The following is a 15,154-nucleotide window of genomic DNA, read 5'->3' on the forward strand; positions in this document are numbered from 1 at the left end:
AATTAGCGTCTACTTTAGTATTCAATATTAACTTCTGGCGAAGTTAAACTGTCTTTAGCAGTACAACTTAAAACTATTTTGGGTTGTATGGTTAAGTGACTAAGCGTACACGGTGGATGCCTTGGCAGTTGGAGGCGATGAAGGACGTACTAACTTGCGATAAGCCTAGTCAAGCCAGTAAGAGGCGCTTGAGACTAGGATTTCCGAATGGGGAAACCCACCTGCTTGCAGGTATCGTTAACTGAATACATAGGTTAACGAGGCGAACGCGGAGAACTGAAACATCTAAGTACCCGTAGGAAAAGAAATCAACCGAGATTCCGAAAGTAGCGGCGAGCGAAATCGGAGCAGCCCTTAAGCTTTAGTGTAGTTAGTGGAAGATGCTGGAAAGCATGACGAAACAGGGTGATAGTCCCGTACACAAAAACTTATCTAAAGTGAAATCGAGTAGGTCGGAGCACGTGAAACTTTGACTGAATATGGGGGGACCATCCTCCAAGGCTAAATACTCCCAACTGACCGATAGTGAACCAGTACCGTGAGGGAAAGGCGAAAAGAACCCCTGTGAGGGGAGTGAAATAGAACCTGAAACCGTGTACGTACAAGCAGTAGGAGCCTACTTGTTGGGTGACTGCGTACCTTTTGTATAATGGGTCAGCGACTTATATTCTGTAGCGAGGTTAACCATTTAGGGGAGCCGTAGCGAAAGCGAGTCTTAACTGGGCGCTTAAGTTGCAGGGTATAGACCCGAAACCCGGTGATCTAGCCATGGGCAGGTTGAAGGTTGAGTAACATCAACTGGAGGACCGAACCCACTAACGTTGAAAAGTTAGGGGATGACCTGTGGCTAGGAGTGAAAGGCTAATCAAACCGGGAGATAGCTGGTTCTCCCCGAAATCTATTTAGGTAGAGCCTCGGACGAATACTTACGGGGGTAGAGCACTGTTAAGGCTAGGGGGTCATCCCGACTTACCAACCCTTTGCAAACTCCGAATACCGTAAAGTAATATCCGGGAGACACACGGCGGGTGCTAACGTCCGTCGTGGAGAGGGAAACAACCCAGACCGTCAGCTAAGGTCCCAAAGTGTATGTTAAGTGGGAAACGATGTGGGAAGGCTAAAACAGCTAGGAGGTTGGCTTAGAAGCAGCCACCCTTTAAAGAAAGCGTAATAGCTCACTAGTCGAGTCGGCCTGCGCGGAAGATGTAACGGGGCTAAACATACCACCGAAGCTACGGCTGCGAATATACCACCCAAACTATTTTAAGATTAACGTTGACGCACGAAGTGCCCAACGGTCAAGCGACCAACACGTTGAGTTGGCAAGAGATAGTTTCGGGGTATATTCGCGGGGTAGGGGAGCGTTCTGTAAGTGGCTGAAGGTGTGCCGGGAGGCATGCTGGACATATCAGAAGTGCGAATGCTGACATGAGTAACGACAAGAGGAGTGAAAAACTCCTCCGCCGGAAGACCAAGGGTTCCTATCCCATGTTAATCAGGGTAGGGTGAGTCGACCCCTAAGGCGAGGCTGAAGAGCGTAGTCGATGGGAAACGGGTTAATATTCCCGTACTCGGTATGAATGCGATGGGGGGACGGAGCAGGCTAGGCAAGCATGGCGTTGGTTGTCCATGTGAAAGGCTGTAGGCTGGTGACTTAGGAAAATCCGGGTTGCTAAGGCTGAGAGTCGAGACGAGCCACTAAGGTGGTGAAGTTGTTGATGCCCTACTTCCAGGAAAAGCCTCTAAGCTTCAGTTCATACTGAATCGTACCCTAAACCGACACAGGTGGTCAGGTAGAGAATACTAAGGCGCTTGAGAGAACTCGGGTGAAGGAACTAGGCAAAATTGTACCGTAACTTCGGGAGAAGGTACGCTCTTGTTTGTGAAAGACTTGCTCTGTAAGCAAACGAGAGCCGCAGTGACCAGGTGGCTGGGACTGTTTATTAAAAACACAGCACTGTGCAAAATCGTAAGATGACGTATACGGTGTGACACCTGCCCGGTGCCGGAAGGTTAATTGATGGGGTTAGCTTAGGCGAAGCTCTTGATCGAAGCCCCGGTAAACGGCGGCCGTAACTATAACGGTCCTAAGGTAGCGAAATTCCTTGTCGGGTAAGTTCCGACCTGCACGAATGGTGTAACCATGGCCACGCTGTCTCCACCCGAGACTCAGTGAAATTGAAATCGCAGTGAAGATGCTGTGTACCCGCGGCTAGACGGAAAGACCCCGTGAACCTTTACTACAGCTTGGCACTGAACATTGACCCTACATGTGTAGGATAGGTGGGAGGCTTTGAAGCAGGAACGCTAGTTTCTGTGGAGCCGACCTTGAAATACCACCCTTGTAGTGTTGATGTTCTAACTTAGGCCCCTGAATCGGGGTTGAGGACAGTGCCTGGTGGGTAGTTTGACTGGGGCGGTCTCCTCCCAAAGAGTAACGGAGGAGCACGAAGGTTTGCTAAGTACGGTCGGACATCGTACGGTTAGTGTAATGGTAGAAGCAAGCTTAACTGCGAGACAGACACGTCGAGCAGGTACGAAAGTAGGTCATAGTGATCCGGTGGTTCTGAATGGAAGGGCCATCGCTCAACGGATAAAAGGTACTCCGGGGATAACAGGCTGATACCGCCCAAGAGTTCATATCGACGGCGGTGTTTGGCACCTCGATGTCGGCTCATCACATCCTGGGGCTGAAGTCGGTCCCAAGGGTATGGCTGTTCGCCATTTAAAGTGGTACGCGAGCTGGGTTTAGAACGTCGTGAGACAGTTCGGTCCCTATCTGCCGTGGGCGTTTGAGAATTGAGAGGGGCTGCTCCTAGTACGAGAGGACCGGAGTGGACGAACCGCTGGTGTTCGGGTTGTGATGCCAATTGCATTGCCCGGTAGCTACGTTCGGAACTGATAACCGCTGAAAGCATCTAAGCGGGAAGCAGGCCTCGAGATGAGTTCTCACTTTGACTTAGAGTCAACTGAAGGGCCGTTGAAGACTACAACGTTGATAGGCGAGATGTGGAAGTGCTGTGAGGCATTAAGCTAACTCGTACTAATTACCCGTGAGGCTTAACCATACAACGCCAAAGTGGTTTACTAGAATTGTTCCAGACAATTCCTAGCATGACCTCCATCCATGGAGGCCTTAGCTAACAGAAGTTAATAGACTAAAGTAGACAAAAGAATTTAATAGCTTTTCCGGATTTAAGAATTAAACAAGGTGACCAACCTAAGCGGTATCGCGAAATCGGTTCACCTTGCGCAAATGGAATGCTCGTGCGAGGCACGATGTCATTAGACATTTGCACCCAGTTTTCCTGGTGACTATAGCGTTTTGGACCCACCTGACCCCATGCCGAACTCAGAAGTGAAACAAAACAGCGTCGATGATAGTGTGGATTACCCATGTGAAAGTAGAACATCGCCAGGGCCAAATAAGAGAAACCCGTTGCAGCAATGCGACGGGTTTTTTGCTGTTTGGGGTAAAGTACTTCCATGTAGCATCTCCCCTTCGCGCGTCCTTGCGCTCACTTCCTCGAACTGCGAAGCGGTGCTTCGGTTTCTCGTCACCCAAACTCAGAAGTGAAACAAAACAGCTGAAGGGTCGGCCCCGGTCAATGATAGTGTGGGCTTCCCATGTGAAAGTAGAACATCGTCAGGGCCTTATAAGAAAAACCCGTTGCAGTAATGCGACGGTTTTTTTGCTATGTGTGATTTAAAAATCTCGCGAGGTAAACTCGCTCCTACCATAGTATTATAAGCACAGTACAACATGGTAGGAGGCGGTTTACCCGCCGATGGCTTGCAATGAAGTTCCGGAAAAATCTCGCGAGGTTTTCTAAACCTAAGTAAATGCGCTCCTACCACAGTATAGGCACAGTGCAACATGGTAGGAGGTGGTTTATCCACCGAGCATTTGTAAGCGAGAAGCTGCTATATGGTTTTATGCAATAAGGGCTATAAGGAAGGGTCAATTAACGATATGATGGGCTAAAAAGCGGGGATTTAGCGTGTCATTTCATTTAATTGCACTGTTGGTAATATTTGCATTGTTTGGTACTTCAGCCACTTACTTAATTCGCTTTATGTATAGCTATTGGATTAAGAAGCAGCTTGAAGTGAAGTACATTATTAATGCGAGTATTTGTGCGCTGTTAGTGATGGTGATCTCAGTGATCAATGAGCTTATCCGATAACCTGAGTGCTCATCAGTCTATAGAGGCACAGCCTGACAGGTATGGGCAATACATAGGGTTTGTATTGGCATCACAGGTTCACAACTAACCGCTGGCGCTTTTCCTTTGTTATTCAGCTTTTCTTGCTCTGTAATGGCGCTAACGGCTGCTTCTACATCTTGCTCATCAGTATGCTTCGTTGAATAGATCAGGTATTCTCTTGGTCCACCACAGGTTAATCGCTCACCTACTCCAATTACTTTACACTGATAGCTTGCATCACATCCTATATTTGCTCTTATATCGCTGAGTGTATACGTAGCATTCGAGCGACTTGTTGCATCGCTTGGTGTCATTTCACAGCCAGATAACGCTGCAATTAGCGTGCCGATGCAAGCGAGAGAAATAGCTAACTTCATTATTGCCTCTAGTATGTAGGACGACTATTTTCTAGTTTAACACACTTATTTTCAACGCATTGTGTTGCGGGTTCAATTAAATGCTGACAGATACTCATCATCTGATTTTGCATATTATAGGCGCGCTCTAATGTAGTAATTTGCTCCGCTAACTGCTTAACTTGGGCCTCATCTGCTGATCTTGTTGAATACACTAGATAAGAAGAAGGGCCACCACAGGCACGATCGCCAACGGCAATGACTTTACACTGGGTATCGTTATCACAGCTTTTGTCGGCCACGACGCTTTCCAATGACTGTTTATGGGTTTTGATGTCAGAGGTATCGAGCTTTTTACCATCTTGTTGAATAGGTAAGCTTGCTTCTTTTGATTCTTTAATTTCGGTGCGCTTTTCGCTTACAGGCTTGGTCTCTTGTGCTTTTTGTTCTACAGCATCTTCTTTAGTTACTTCTTCTTGGCAACCAAACAGCAAAAAAGTTGCAAGTAAAGTGGGGATCATCTTGTTCATTATATGCTCTCCTAATGTTTGCTAATTAAACTACGCAAGTCCTTAAGGAATAGCAAGCTCTGCAGCCTGCATACACTATATGTGATCGCAGGCTGTGAGGGACAGCGCTATAGACCGCCTTTGGTGAGTTTTTGCGGATCGAGTAATGATTGGAGCTCGTGTTCACTCAGATCGGTTTGCTCAGCAGCGACCTCTATGATTGGGCGTCCTTCTTTGTAGGCAAGCTTGGCAATTTGTGCTGCTTTTTCATACCCGATCACAGGATTTAATGCGGTAACTAAAATCGGGTTTTTAGCCAGTGCCTTTTGAATATTCAGCTCATTCACCTTAAAGCTTGAAATAGCTTTGTCCGCAAGTAACCTCGCGGTATTTGAGAGGATCTCAATGCTTTGCAAAATATTTAATGCAATCACTGGCAGCATAACATTCAGCTCAAAATTGCCAGACTGGCCTGCAACACTAATCGTTGCGTCATTACCTATCACTTGAGCACTGGCCATTGCAGCCGCTTCTGGAATAACTGGGTTTACTTTACCTGGCATGATTGAAGAGCCTGGTTGTAGCGCCTCAAGCTCGATTTCACCTAGGCCAGCAAGCGGTCCTGAATTCATCCAGCGCAAGTCATTGGCTATCTTCATTTGTGCTACTGCAAAGGTTTTAAGTTGGCCTGAAAGTCCCACAATCGCGTCTTGTGAGCCGATATGATAGAAAAAGTTATTGCCTTTACTGAAACGGATCCCGATGTTAGTGCTCAGGTTTTGGCTAAATAATTTAGCGAACTGAGGATCGGCATTAATACCTGTGCCTACCGCTGTTCCACCTTGACCTAACTCGTAGACTTTTTCTAAGGAATGAACAATGCCCTGACAGGCATTATCTATTTGCGCTTGCCAGCCACTTAATGTTTGTGCAAAGGTCACTGGCATTGCATCCATCAAGTGCGTCCGGCCAGTTTTGACGTGATGACCAACTTGCTCTGCTTTTTGTTCAATACTACTAGATAAGTGTTTTAGTGCTGGCAGAAGGTCATACACTGCTGTGATTGCACTACTCACGTGAATCGCTGTTGGGATCACATCGTTTGAGCTTTGGCCCATGTTAACGTCATCATTAGGATGAATTGCGACACCGCTTAACTCAGTCGCCAACGTGGCGATCACCTCGTTGGCATTCATATTTGAACTGGTACCAGAGCCAGTCTGAAAGACATCTACCGGAAATTGATCTAAGTGTTTGCCATCAATTAGCTGCTGACAGGCACTCACAATTGCTTTTGCTTTATCACTTGATAGATGGTCAAGGGATTGATTGGTTTCTGCTGCGGCTTGTTTGATATAGGCCAAGGCTTTGATAAAGCTACTTGGCATTGTGATCCCGCTAATAGGAAAGTTATTTACAGCGCGTTGTGTTTGCGCCTTGTAGAGCGCATGCTCAGGAACATCTAATGTTCCCATACTATCGGATTCTTGACGAAATGTAGTCATCGTTGCTCCTAATAAAAAGGGTTAAACTGCTGGCAGGTTTGGCACGCATCTCGCTGGAGCTTCAAAAATTGCCGTGACGAAGTATGGTGATGTTTATAAAACCGTTTTAGTGCCAACAAAGGTTTAAATAATTGATCCATGCATTGTTTACGTATGGCTGTATCAACGAGTGGATCGGCAATCTGTTCTAACAGTTCGGACAATGTATTTTTAAGATAAAGCTCTTGCAGCAGCGGGTTATTATGGCGCTCGTACCATTTCGCCATGCCTATGCCTGCCGAAATATATTCCGCAACCAAGAGCGGCGCCTCAAGTTGTGGTCGCTGGTAGTGGCGATTAAGCTTCGCACGATAAGTTTGTAATAAAGTAGCTAGCTGCATAAATACAAAACCAAACGATGTAATGATAATGGTTATCATTACATCGTTTGGTTGGCAATTCAAGCTTTAGTATTCGCACTGCCAAACGATTTGTTTAGCATTCACCATAGCAGCTCACTATGAGTCTGAAATGAATTTAAGAAAGTGTGATTGAGCTTATACCAATTGCACTAAGTCTCCAATCAATTTGAAGGGTGAAATACCATATTAGCGTCGTTAAAAATTTCTCATTTAGAACAACTAAATAGCAAAATTTTTGCCTAGCTACTAAAGTTATTTCTCCGCTTCAAATAGCTCATTTACCTAATACAATTGGTATTAATTATAGCCGAGGAGATATTGCTGCTCTGAATGCTCTTTCTCTTGTTCTTCGAGTTGCATCAGGTTAGCGACTTCTTGTCGGTAAGCACGACTTTTCGTGAAGGTATTTTTACGCTTCTTCAGAACAAGTCCTTCGCTTTTAAGTTGGCTTGGCATTTGGGTGATCTCTGAAATTTTCATGCTCGTTTCTCCTCTTAGTACTCTTTAAACTTAGCAGAAGTTGTACCAAAATAAATTTCTTTTCTAATTTTAATTGCTTAGTGGAAATTTTAGCTATTTGCCTTGCAATTGAGATAAATTCTTGCCTCAATGAGGCGCATAAATCGATCAAAATAGTGCAAACGAGATGACAAAACCATACTCTCAAGCGTGTGAAAACAATAAACAGCCAATATTAGAAAAGCTCACTCCCTATCTAAATAAACCTTTGGAAGTGCTAGAGGTAGGTTCTGGTACGGGTCAGCATGCGGTGCACTTTGCTGCGGCGTTACCGCATTTAACGTGGCAGACGGCGGACAGGGAGGTTAATCACGCAGGTATTCAAGCGTGGCTTGATGACGCCGAGTTAGAAAATGCTTTACCGCCATTGGCGCTAGACTTACACCATGGGTGGCCTGTTAATCAGCGTTATGATGTGATCTATACCGCTAATACCTTGCACATTGTGTCATCAACGCTCGTTGAGCGTTTAATTGCAGGCGTTGGACGACACCTTAAAGAAAGCGGCTACCTGATAGTTTATGGGCCGTTTAATTATCAAGGTGAATTTACCAGCGAGAGTAACCGAGAGTTTGATGCGTATTTAAAATCGCAAGACAAAGAGAGTGGCATTCGCGATCAAGAATGGGTATTGGCGCTTGCGGCAGAGCAAGAACTTACACTACAGCAAGACTATGCGATGCCGGCTAATAATCGCTTATTGGTGTTTAAACGGTAGTTTTGCTTGGCACTCGGTAAAGTAATGCCCGAGTGCGTCAGCTTCGCGCTTGGTAAAATCCTCGAGCGCGTGTTGAAAGTCAGGTTGAAATAAGCGGTGATACGATTGCCTCCACACCGGCTCAAAACCCCTCACTAACTTGTGCTCGCCTTGAGCACCCGCGTCAAAGACAGCAAGCTGATTAGCAATGGCGTACTCTATGCCTTGATAGTAACACAGCTCAAAATGCAAAAAGTCGTAACTATCCTCAATTGCGCCCCAATAGCGACCATACAAGGTATCACCATCCACAAGATATAAACTAGTGGCAATAATTTCGTGGTTTAAGTAGGCGCAGCAAAGACGAAACTTATCTGGCATCGAGGTGATAACTTGCTGAAAAAAGTCGCGAGAGAGATAGCCGTGGTGTCGCGATCGCTTAAGATAGGTGAGCTGGTAACTAAGAAAAAACGCATCAAGTTGTGCTGTGCTTATTTCTCTGCCAACAGTCCAACTTATGTTAATACCCTGGGCTGTCACAGCTTGGCGCTCTTTCATGACCATTTTACGCTTTCTTGATGTGAGTCGAGCGAGAAAATCATCGAACTCGGCGTAACCTTGATTATGCCAATGAAATTGCACATTGCGGCGCATCGTCAAATGACTCTGAGTGAGAAAGTCACTTTCACGACAAAAGTTAATATGGACTCCACTAATGCCTAGTTGGGCGAGGCTCGTGAGCGTAGTGTCAATATATTCAAGTAAGCAAGAGGATAGACGTTTCGTTAATATTCTTGGCCCTTGAGTTGGCGTAAAGGGGACGCCACAGAGCCATTTCGGATAGTAATCTAATCCATGGCGCTCGTAGGCTTCAGCAAAAGCCCAATCAAAAACGTACTCGCCATAAGAGTGCGATTTAATATAGCCTGGTAAAATTGCAATCAACTCGCTCTGGCGTTCAATCATTAGGTGATGTGGTATCCAGCCAGTCTCTTTGCTGGTGCAGCCGCTCAACTCTAATGCAAGCAGCCACGCGTAGCTCGTAAATACATGTGATGGTGAAACACAGTCCCACTGTGCTTCTGTCACTTCAGTTAGAGAATGAATAAACCTGTGTTGGTACTCAGTCATTGTGGCCGTCAAAAAATGCGAGCAGTGCTTGCTCAAAGTTGCTGTAATCAGGGTTAAACGTGATCCGCGCTAGAAAAGCGTATTGCGTCATGTTTTTCTCGTGACGCTCGCCAAAATGGACGGTTTTACCTGTGCGGCAGTTAATGAAGGCTTGGTCTTCTAAATGGTAACGGGTGCAATTACGATAGAGCCCTTTGCGGCCGTAAAAAATATGTTCAGGTGGCTGCAAAATACCAATATGAGACATATCGACAATGTTGTCGGCTTTCACGCTCCGATAATTCACACCTTGCTTAGTCGATGGCGTTTCCGAGTAGATAAATTGGGTCAACGTTGATTTAGGTTGCCATTTTTCTAGCAGCTTTGCCGTTGCATGATTGTCTATGGTGGTATCGACATCGCTATAGCTGATAAACATCGGTACATCTGGCAAAGTGGTGAGTGATTTGAGCGGCGCCATAGCCTGATGGGCTAACGTTGCGCCATGCCATGGGAAAGATTCATATTTGGCGAAATCCAAATCTGCGTCTTCATCTATCCAATTGACAAATGGCACGTAATCAATCCATTTGGCTAGCCAGCCGTTCTTATTATGTGGCTCCGTGGCGGGTGAGATAAGTGCAACAGAGCCTAAATTATTGGGCTTGTGCTTCGCTATGCTACTCAGCACCAAGGCGGCACCCGTGGAATAACCAAGTACGGAAAAATGCTTAAAATCTTGGCTCGTCTGTACGATGGCATAATCCGTATGGGTTTGCCAATCGTCAATATCAACTTCGGTTAAATCGCTTGGTGCAGTCGCGTGGCCTGGCAGTAACATGGTTCTGACATTGTATCCTGCTTCATAGAGTGCTGCCGCAAGGTAGTGAAAAGTAAAAGGAGAATCGGTCAGACCATGGATAAGTAAAATGGCGTGATCTTTGTTGTCATGCTTAAGTGTAAATGGCGCGATTAAGTCACTTACCTTGGGGTTTGTCAGGTTGAGTATTTTTGCAGTGGGCGTCATTAACGGGCACGGCAGTGTAGCGCGAGGATTGCGGCTTTCAATAATTTGCTTAGTCGAACGAATGTAATCGTTATAGTTTTTTACATTCCCTACATCGACGGTGACGGGGCCTTTATCGATTGCTTCGCGGAATAATCCCGACTTTTTGCTCTTGGTGAATAGCGACATATCACTCACTTGGGTAACACAGTCTTGTGCGATGACCAAAGGTGAGCCAAGCAGACTAAAAGCAAATACTGTGGAGGTAAGGTAGTGGCGCATAGTCGGTCCTTATGAGCATAAAATCACATGCAGTATAGCGAGAACGGATGACGATAAAAATGGTTAGCGGATCGGTAATATGCGTTTTGCAAAAGTTTGCTTGAGTACAATCGTTGATTCAATCCCGCTAATCACCTTACAGGCCCCCAGTTGATGTTTGGCGAACTGTTCATAGCTGGGCAAATCCTTTGCTACGATTTCCAACAGGTAATCATAACTTCCGGAGATCACCGAACAGCTGATCACCTGATCTTCAGATTCCACGTGTTGTTCGAATAAATGCGCTGCAGTTGCGGTATTTTCACTGAGCTTTATAAATGCATAAACCAAAATACTTAGGTCAACTTGCGCTCTATCAAGTGCCGCATGATAGCCTGAAATTACTCCTGTATCTTGCAAGCGTTTTACGCGTCGAAGACAGGGAGTATCGGAAAGGTTTGCCTTTTCGGCGAGTGAGGCATTACTCAAACGTGCATTATGTTGCAAAGCGTTAAGGAGCAATTTGTCCTTGGCATCTAGATTTACCGACATAAACCAAATAAAAGAGTGATTCTTGCTAATCAGTATTAAACTTTTAGAGAAAATTGGCAAATTATGCTCGTGGTGATTTGCTAGCCTTAACTGTGGAATAATCACGAGAAGTAATCATGAGTCCATTAGCCGTACAATTTGACGCTTGGATTAGAGGTCCGTTTGTCGACCTTAACGACAAGCTTGAACATCTTTATTGGCAGCAACAGGATAAAGCAAATGTTGAAGGCGTTGGTGAAACGCTAAAAGCACAGTTATTAGAAGAAGGTAATCAGCTAGTCCAAGCCTTGCTAGAAGAAGGCAATACCGACGAGGGCTTTGAGCAAGCATTCGACTTACTCGGTAACGTTGGTCTATTTATGGCTGCATGCAGACGCCACGAAATTACCGAGCCAAGCCGTGAAAAGGTGTCTCCACTAACGCAAGCATCGGCACTGGCCATGCACATTGGTGCCTCTTTGGGAGTTACGCCGCGCTTCGCAACGGCTCATCTCACCACACACAACCGCGCAATCAACGGCGTGTATAAGCGCTTTACTTCTCATCCGGCAGAGCGCTTATTCATCGACTACAATACTCAGGCCATTCTTGCCTATAAACGCGCGTCCGAATCGTTAATGAAGGTGCATCATTTGGGAATTTCCCATCCCATGTCATTGGTGCTACTCAAACAAGTTAAGCAAGCGCTGCTTGAGGTGATAGAGTCTAATCGAGAGTTATTTAAGGAACTAGATCCCGAGGCATTCTTTTACGTTGTACGACCCTATTACAAACCATACCGAGTTGGTAAAGAGGTCTATCGTGGCGCAAACGCTGGAGATTTTGCGGGTATCAATGTTATCGATATGATGTTGGGGTTATGCCCGGCTAATGACATTAGTTACGGTCAAATGCTGGTGGAAAAATTCCTCTATATGATGCCAGAAGACCAAGCAACCCTGCGTGAATGCATGCGTACGCCTAATTTAATGGATGCGTTTCTGAGTGCATTGAAAGGACCGAAAAGTGATTGGTTTGGCCCTGCCTGTAGCTTGTTTATACAAGTGTGTAAGCTGCATGGAGATACGGCCATACAACATCACAATCAACTCGTCGAAAAGTATATCGCCAAACCTTCGCAGGCGATGCAGCAACAGCACTTAAGCAAAGTGACCGCCAGTGGTCCACCGATTGAAGTCTTACTCAAAGAACTCGCAGACTTAAGAGATAGGCGAGCCGCTGCTGAGCGCGCTGATATCTTTACTCGACATCATGATTTAAAACGATTACGTCAAGCAATAGGGGTTAAGCATGAAGCAATATAGGGATGATTTTCACTTGCCTACGGGTCGCTATTTATTGAGTCATTCCGTTGGTCGTATGTTGAAATCTGCAGAGGAAGATTTCCATCAGCAATTTATGGTGCCGTGGCAACAACAAAATCAAGAGCCTTGGCAGCAGTGGCTAAGCGGTATTGATCGCTTTACCTCAGCCTTAGCCTCTCTATTACACACTGATGCGCGCCTGTTTTGTCCGCAAACAAACCTTTCCAGTGGTTTAACGAAATGGGCGATGAGTTTGCCCGAAAGTGGCATTCGCAAAGTACGCGTATTGATGAGTGAGCAAGACTTCCCCAGCATGGGGTTTGCGTTACAAAATGCGCTGGACAATATTGAGATTGTTTATATTCCCGAAGCGATGAATATGCACGACCTGAGCGTGTGGCAGCAATATATTGACGAGCAAATTGACTGGGTATTTGTCAGTCATGTTTATTCGAACAGCGGTCAGCAAGCGCCTGTCGCTGACATCATTAGCCTTGCTAACCAATATGGTTGTCGAAGTATTATCGATATTGCTCAGTCACTTAGCGTATTACCAATAAATTTAAGCGAGTGGGGCGCGGATTGCGTTATCGGCTCTTGTGTGAAATGGAGTTGCGGTGGCCCTGGCACCGGTTTCATCTGGGTGAATGAGGATGTCTTGCCTTATTGCGAACCAAAAGACGTTGGCTGGTTTTCGCATCAAAATCCATTCGAGTTTGATATTCACCATTTTGCGCTGAGTGAAAGTGCGCTGCGTTTTTGGGGCGGTACACCAAGTGTGGCACCTTATATCTATGCGGGGCACAGCCTTGGCTATTTTGCCGAGCTTGGGGTTGAGCAAGTAAGAGCGTACAACTTTGCTTTGTTATCTGAGTTACAAGCGGCATTGCCTGAATTTTATCGCTCTCCTACAGCGCAGAGTGCTTGCTCTGGGACCGCTATTCTGCATTTTGGCTCGCGGCATGAGGCAGTGATGGAGCAGCTTAAGCGAGCAGGCATTGCTGTGGATAATCGTCGCTACGGTATTCGCGTCTCACCACATATTTATAATAGTCAGGAGGACATCGCGCAGTTGGTGCAGGTTATCAACGAAAGTTAGCTTCCTAGCCCTAGTGCTTTTTTGGTCTTCTTCTTCACCGAGCGCCAATGTGTCATTGGTTGCTTGGGCGCGCGCGCTATCAATGCGTTGAAATCAATTTCTTCTGCAAGTACCTCTCCTTGATGCGCCAAGATCACGGAGTGGGGTTGTAGTGCCTTTACTTTGGCAAGAGATTGGCGATACAAGCGTGGATAGAATACCGGAAAAGGCGCAACAAATTGCCCTTTTACTTTTACCGTCAAGTCCGCTACATAGATGCGCTTACTGGGGAGATGATACAAGCTCAAATCTCTATCCGTATGACCGGGTGTGTGTATCGCTTGCCATTCGTTAAAGTAGGGCAAGCTATCACCGTCGGCTAGGAAAAAATCTGGTGATAATTGTCTTGGATACCAAAGGTTACGCTTGGCCTTGCGCTTTCTCCCAGCAACCCAAAGTGCCAGCGCCATATCGGAGAGGTGCATCATGACACCATCAATACCACGATACCACTGACTGGGAGCATTTGCGGCCGCAATCTTTGCGCCCGTGAGTTTTTTGAGTTTATGCGCGCCACCAGCATGATCTGGGTGCATATGCGTGACCACAATCAGCTTGAGTGCGCTTAGTGGCTTTTGCAGTTGTAGGATGTAGTTGCAGACCAACTCAACATCAGCACGACAGCAACCATCGAGTAACAGCAGATCCGTTTCGTGCTCAACCAGATAAATATGTTGAATATAGCCTTCTAAGACATGGATTTTCATTAGTCACACTCATTTCTCCAATCAGATCTCAACATAGCATAGGTTAAAGACATCTGACCAGTTGTGTGTGGAAGTGATAAATCGCAGACATAAAAAAACCGCAATTAAGCGGTTTTCTTATAAGTGATGGCGGAGAAGGAGGGATTCGAACCCTCGATAGGGCTACAAACCCTATACTCCCTTAGCAGGGGAGCGCCTTCAGCCACTCGGCCACCTCTCCGGCGCAATACTTTAAAAATGGCGGAGAGATAGGGATTTGAACCCTAGATACGCTATTAACGTATGCCGGTTTTCAAGACCGGTGCTTTCAACCACTCAGCCATCTCTCCATGGGCAAAGATAATACTTAGCGATTTAGGCGCTGTAAACCGTTTTTAAACTGTTTGCTTAAAAAATGTGCTAAAAGTGAGGTTTTTTTAAAATTGTGCTAGAAATTAGCGGTTTGACGAAGAGGTTTTGTACAAAAATGCTGGTTGAAGTGGTGCTTTTATGGTCTATTGAAACAAATGCTGACGAGAGCATGGCGGGTTGGGGCGCCATGCTCTGTGCAGACTTACTTATACATAATCACGTCTTTTAACGCTAAGTGTTGACCACATACTGCCAACCACTTCGTCCAATTGATACGACGTTGTTTAGTTGGTTGTGTTTGGTTAAACGTGTTTTGTGATGGGCTGCAAGGTGCAGCTGAATTAAGCATGTCTGGCTCCTAATAAGCTATGATTGAAAACAAGGCTATTTTGCACGCAACTTGTTTAAATTTAAAACGATAAAAATTGATGTTTTCGGATAAAAATAACTAATGAATTAATGGTTTGTTCATTTTTGTTTTAATGGGTTCTTTGCATGTTTATGCATGGTTGCGATTGTCTTGATTAGGC

At 45.7% G+C, this 15,154-nt stretch carries 14 protein-coding genes, 2 tRNA genes and 2 rRNA genes; 6 read left to right on the top strand and 12 right to left on the bottom strand.

Annotation, left to right across the window (positions count from 1 at the left end; genetic code table 11):
• The first annotated feature begins 89 nt into the window (after positions 1–89).
• The 3 genes from GSF13_RS05395 to GSF13_RS05405 all read left to right on the top strand — a co-directional run bounded on the left by GSF13_RS05395 (position 90) and on the right by GSF13_RS05405 (position 4,187).
• A 23S ribosomal RNA gene (locus GSF13_RS05395) occupies positions 90–3,068 on the top strand.
• Between the two features lie 239 nt (positions 3,069–3,307).
• Positions 3,308–3,421: ribosomal RNA gene (rrf, locus tag GSF13_RS05400) — 5S ribosomal RNA — on the top strand.
• A gap of 580 nt (positions 3,422–4,001) precedes the next feature.
• The gene (locus GSF13_RS05405; RefSeq protein WP_010378060.1) at positions 4,002–4,187 is read left to right on the top strand and encodes a hypothetical protein; all 186 of its coding nucleotides are present in this window, start codon (positions 4,002–4,004) and stop codon (positions 4,185–4,187) included.
• A gap of 17 nt (positions 4,188–4,204) precedes the next feature.
• Here GSF13_RS05405 and GSF13_RS05410 read toward each other — a convergent pair whose 3' ends face one another.
• The 5 genes from GSF13_RS05410 to GSF13_RS05430 all read right to left on the bottom strand — a co-directional run bounded on the left by GSF13_RS05410 (position 4,205) and on the right by GSF13_RS05430 (position 7,459).
• Complete coding sequence (locus tag GSF13_RS05410) at positions 4,205–4,585, bottom strand: hypothetical protein (RefSeq protein WP_206472075.1); 381 nt, start codon at positions 4,583–4,585, stop codon at positions 4,205–4,207.
• 8 nt (positions 4,586–4,593) lie between these two features.
• Complete coding sequence (locus tag GSF13_RS05415; RefSeq protein ID WP_211867404.1) at positions 4,594–5,094, bottom strand: hypothetical protein; 501 nt, start codon at positions 5,092–5,094, stop codon at positions 4,594–4,596.
• Between the two features lie 107 nt (positions 5,095–5,201).
• On the bottom strand, positions 5,202–6,578 hold the full coding sequence (locus GSF13_RS05420; protein WP_211867406.1) for a class II fumarate hydratase: 1,377 nt from the start codon (positions 6,576–6,578) through the stop codon (positions 5,202–5,204).
• 8 nt (positions 6,579–6,586) lie between these two features.
• The gene (locus GSF13_RS05425) at positions 6,587–6,997 is read right to left on the bottom strand and encodes a hypothetical protein (RefSeq protein WP_211867408.1); all 411 of its coding nucleotides are present in this window, start codon (positions 6,995–6,997) and stop codon (positions 6,587–6,589) included.
• Between the two features lie 279 nt (positions 6,998–7,276).
• A complete protein-coding gene (locus tag GSF13_RS05430) occupies positions 7,277–7,459 on the bottom strand; it encodes a hypothetical protein (RefSeq protein WP_010378070.1) in 183 nt (60 codons plus the stop codon).
• Positions 7,460–7,625: 166 nt separating this feature from the next.
• Between GSF13_RS05430 and GSF13_RS05435 the strand changes: the two genes are divergently transcribed.
• On the top strand, positions 7,626–8,216 hold the full coding sequence (locus GSF13_RS05435; RefSeq protein WP_174171016.1) for a DUF938 domain-containing protein: 591 nt from the start codon (positions 7,626–7,628) through the stop codon (positions 8,214–8,216).
• Here GSF13_RS05435 and GSF13_RS05440 read toward each other — a convergent pair.
• The 3 genes from GSF13_RS05440 to GSF13_RS05450 form a co-directional block, all read right to left on the bottom strand.
• Positions 8,196–9,326 (bottom strand): GNAT family N-acetyltransferase, encoded by a 1,131-nt coding sequence (locus GSF13_RS05440; RefSeq protein ID WP_211867410.1) that lies wholly within the window; start codon positions 9,324–9,326, stop codon positions 8,196–8,198. The two genes, GSF13_RS05435 and GSF13_RS05440, sit on opposite strands and share 21 nt — an antisense overlap.
• Complete coding sequence (locus GSF13_RS05445; protein ID WP_211867412.1) at positions 9,319–10,593, bottom strand: alpha/beta fold hydrolase; 1,275 nt, start codon at positions 10,591–10,593, stop codon at positions 9,319–9,321. Before GSF13_RS05445 ends, GSF13_RS05440 begins: the two co-directional genes overlap by 8 nt.
• A 63-nt stretch (positions 10,594–10,656) precedes the next feature.
• A complete protein-coding gene (locus GSF13_RS05450) occupies positions 10,657–11,124 on the bottom strand; it encodes an Lrp/AsnC family transcriptional regulator (protein WP_128725299.1) in 468 nt (155 codons plus the stop codon).
• A 116-nt stretch (positions 11,125–11,240) separates the two neighbouring features.
• Here GSF13_RS05450 and GSF13_RS05455 point away from each other — a divergent pair, with 116 nt between their 5' ends.
• On the top strand, positions 11,241–12,428 hold the full coding sequence (locus GSF13_RS05455; RefSeq protein ID WP_206472083.1) for a monodechloroaminopyrrolnitrin synthase PrnB family protein: 1,188 nt from the start codon (positions 11,241–11,243) through the stop codon (positions 12,426–12,428).
• Positions 12,415–13,527, top strand: coding sequence for an aminotransferase class V-fold PLP-dependent enzyme (locus GSF13_RS05460; protein WP_206472085.1), 1,113 nt, complete (start codon positions 12,415–12,417; stop codon positions 13,525–13,527). The genes GSF13_RS05455 and GSF13_RS05460 overlap by 14 nt, the downstream gene beginning before the upstream one ends.
• On the opposite strand, the gene GSF13_RS05465 is transcribed toward GSF13_RS05460, so the two are convergent.
• From GSF13_RS05465 to GSF13_RS05480, 4 genes are all read right to left on the bottom strand, one after another.
• Positions 13,524–14,273 (bottom strand): MBL fold metallo-hydrolase, encoded by a 750-nt coding sequence (locus GSF13_RS05465; RefSeq protein ID WP_206472087.1) that lies wholly within the window; start codon positions 14,271–14,273, stop codon positions 13,524–13,526. The two genes, GSF13_RS05460 and GSF13_RS05465, sit on opposite strands and share 4 nt — an antisense overlap.
• A gap of 127 nt (positions 14,274–14,400) precedes the next feature.
• Positions 14,401–14,493 (bottom strand) — tRNA-Ser (locus GSF13_RS05470).
• A gap of 18 nt (positions 14,494–14,511) precedes the next feature.
• Positions 14,512–14,602 (bottom strand) — tRNA-Ser (locus tag GSF13_RS05475).
• Between the two features lie 224 nt (positions 14,603–14,826).
• Positions 14,827–14,973, bottom strand: a complete 147-nt coding sequence (locus GSF13_RS05480; protein WP_017219379.1) for a hypothetical protein — start codon at positions 14,971–14,973, stop codon at positions 14,827–14,829.
• Between the last annotated feature and the right edge of the window lie 181 nt (positions 14,974–15,154).

The sequence above is a fragment of the Pseudoalteromonas sp. M8 genome (genome assembly GCF_018141365.1).
GTDB lineage: Bacteria > Pseudomonadota > Gammaproteobacteria > Enterobacterales > Alteromonadaceae > Pseudoalteromonas.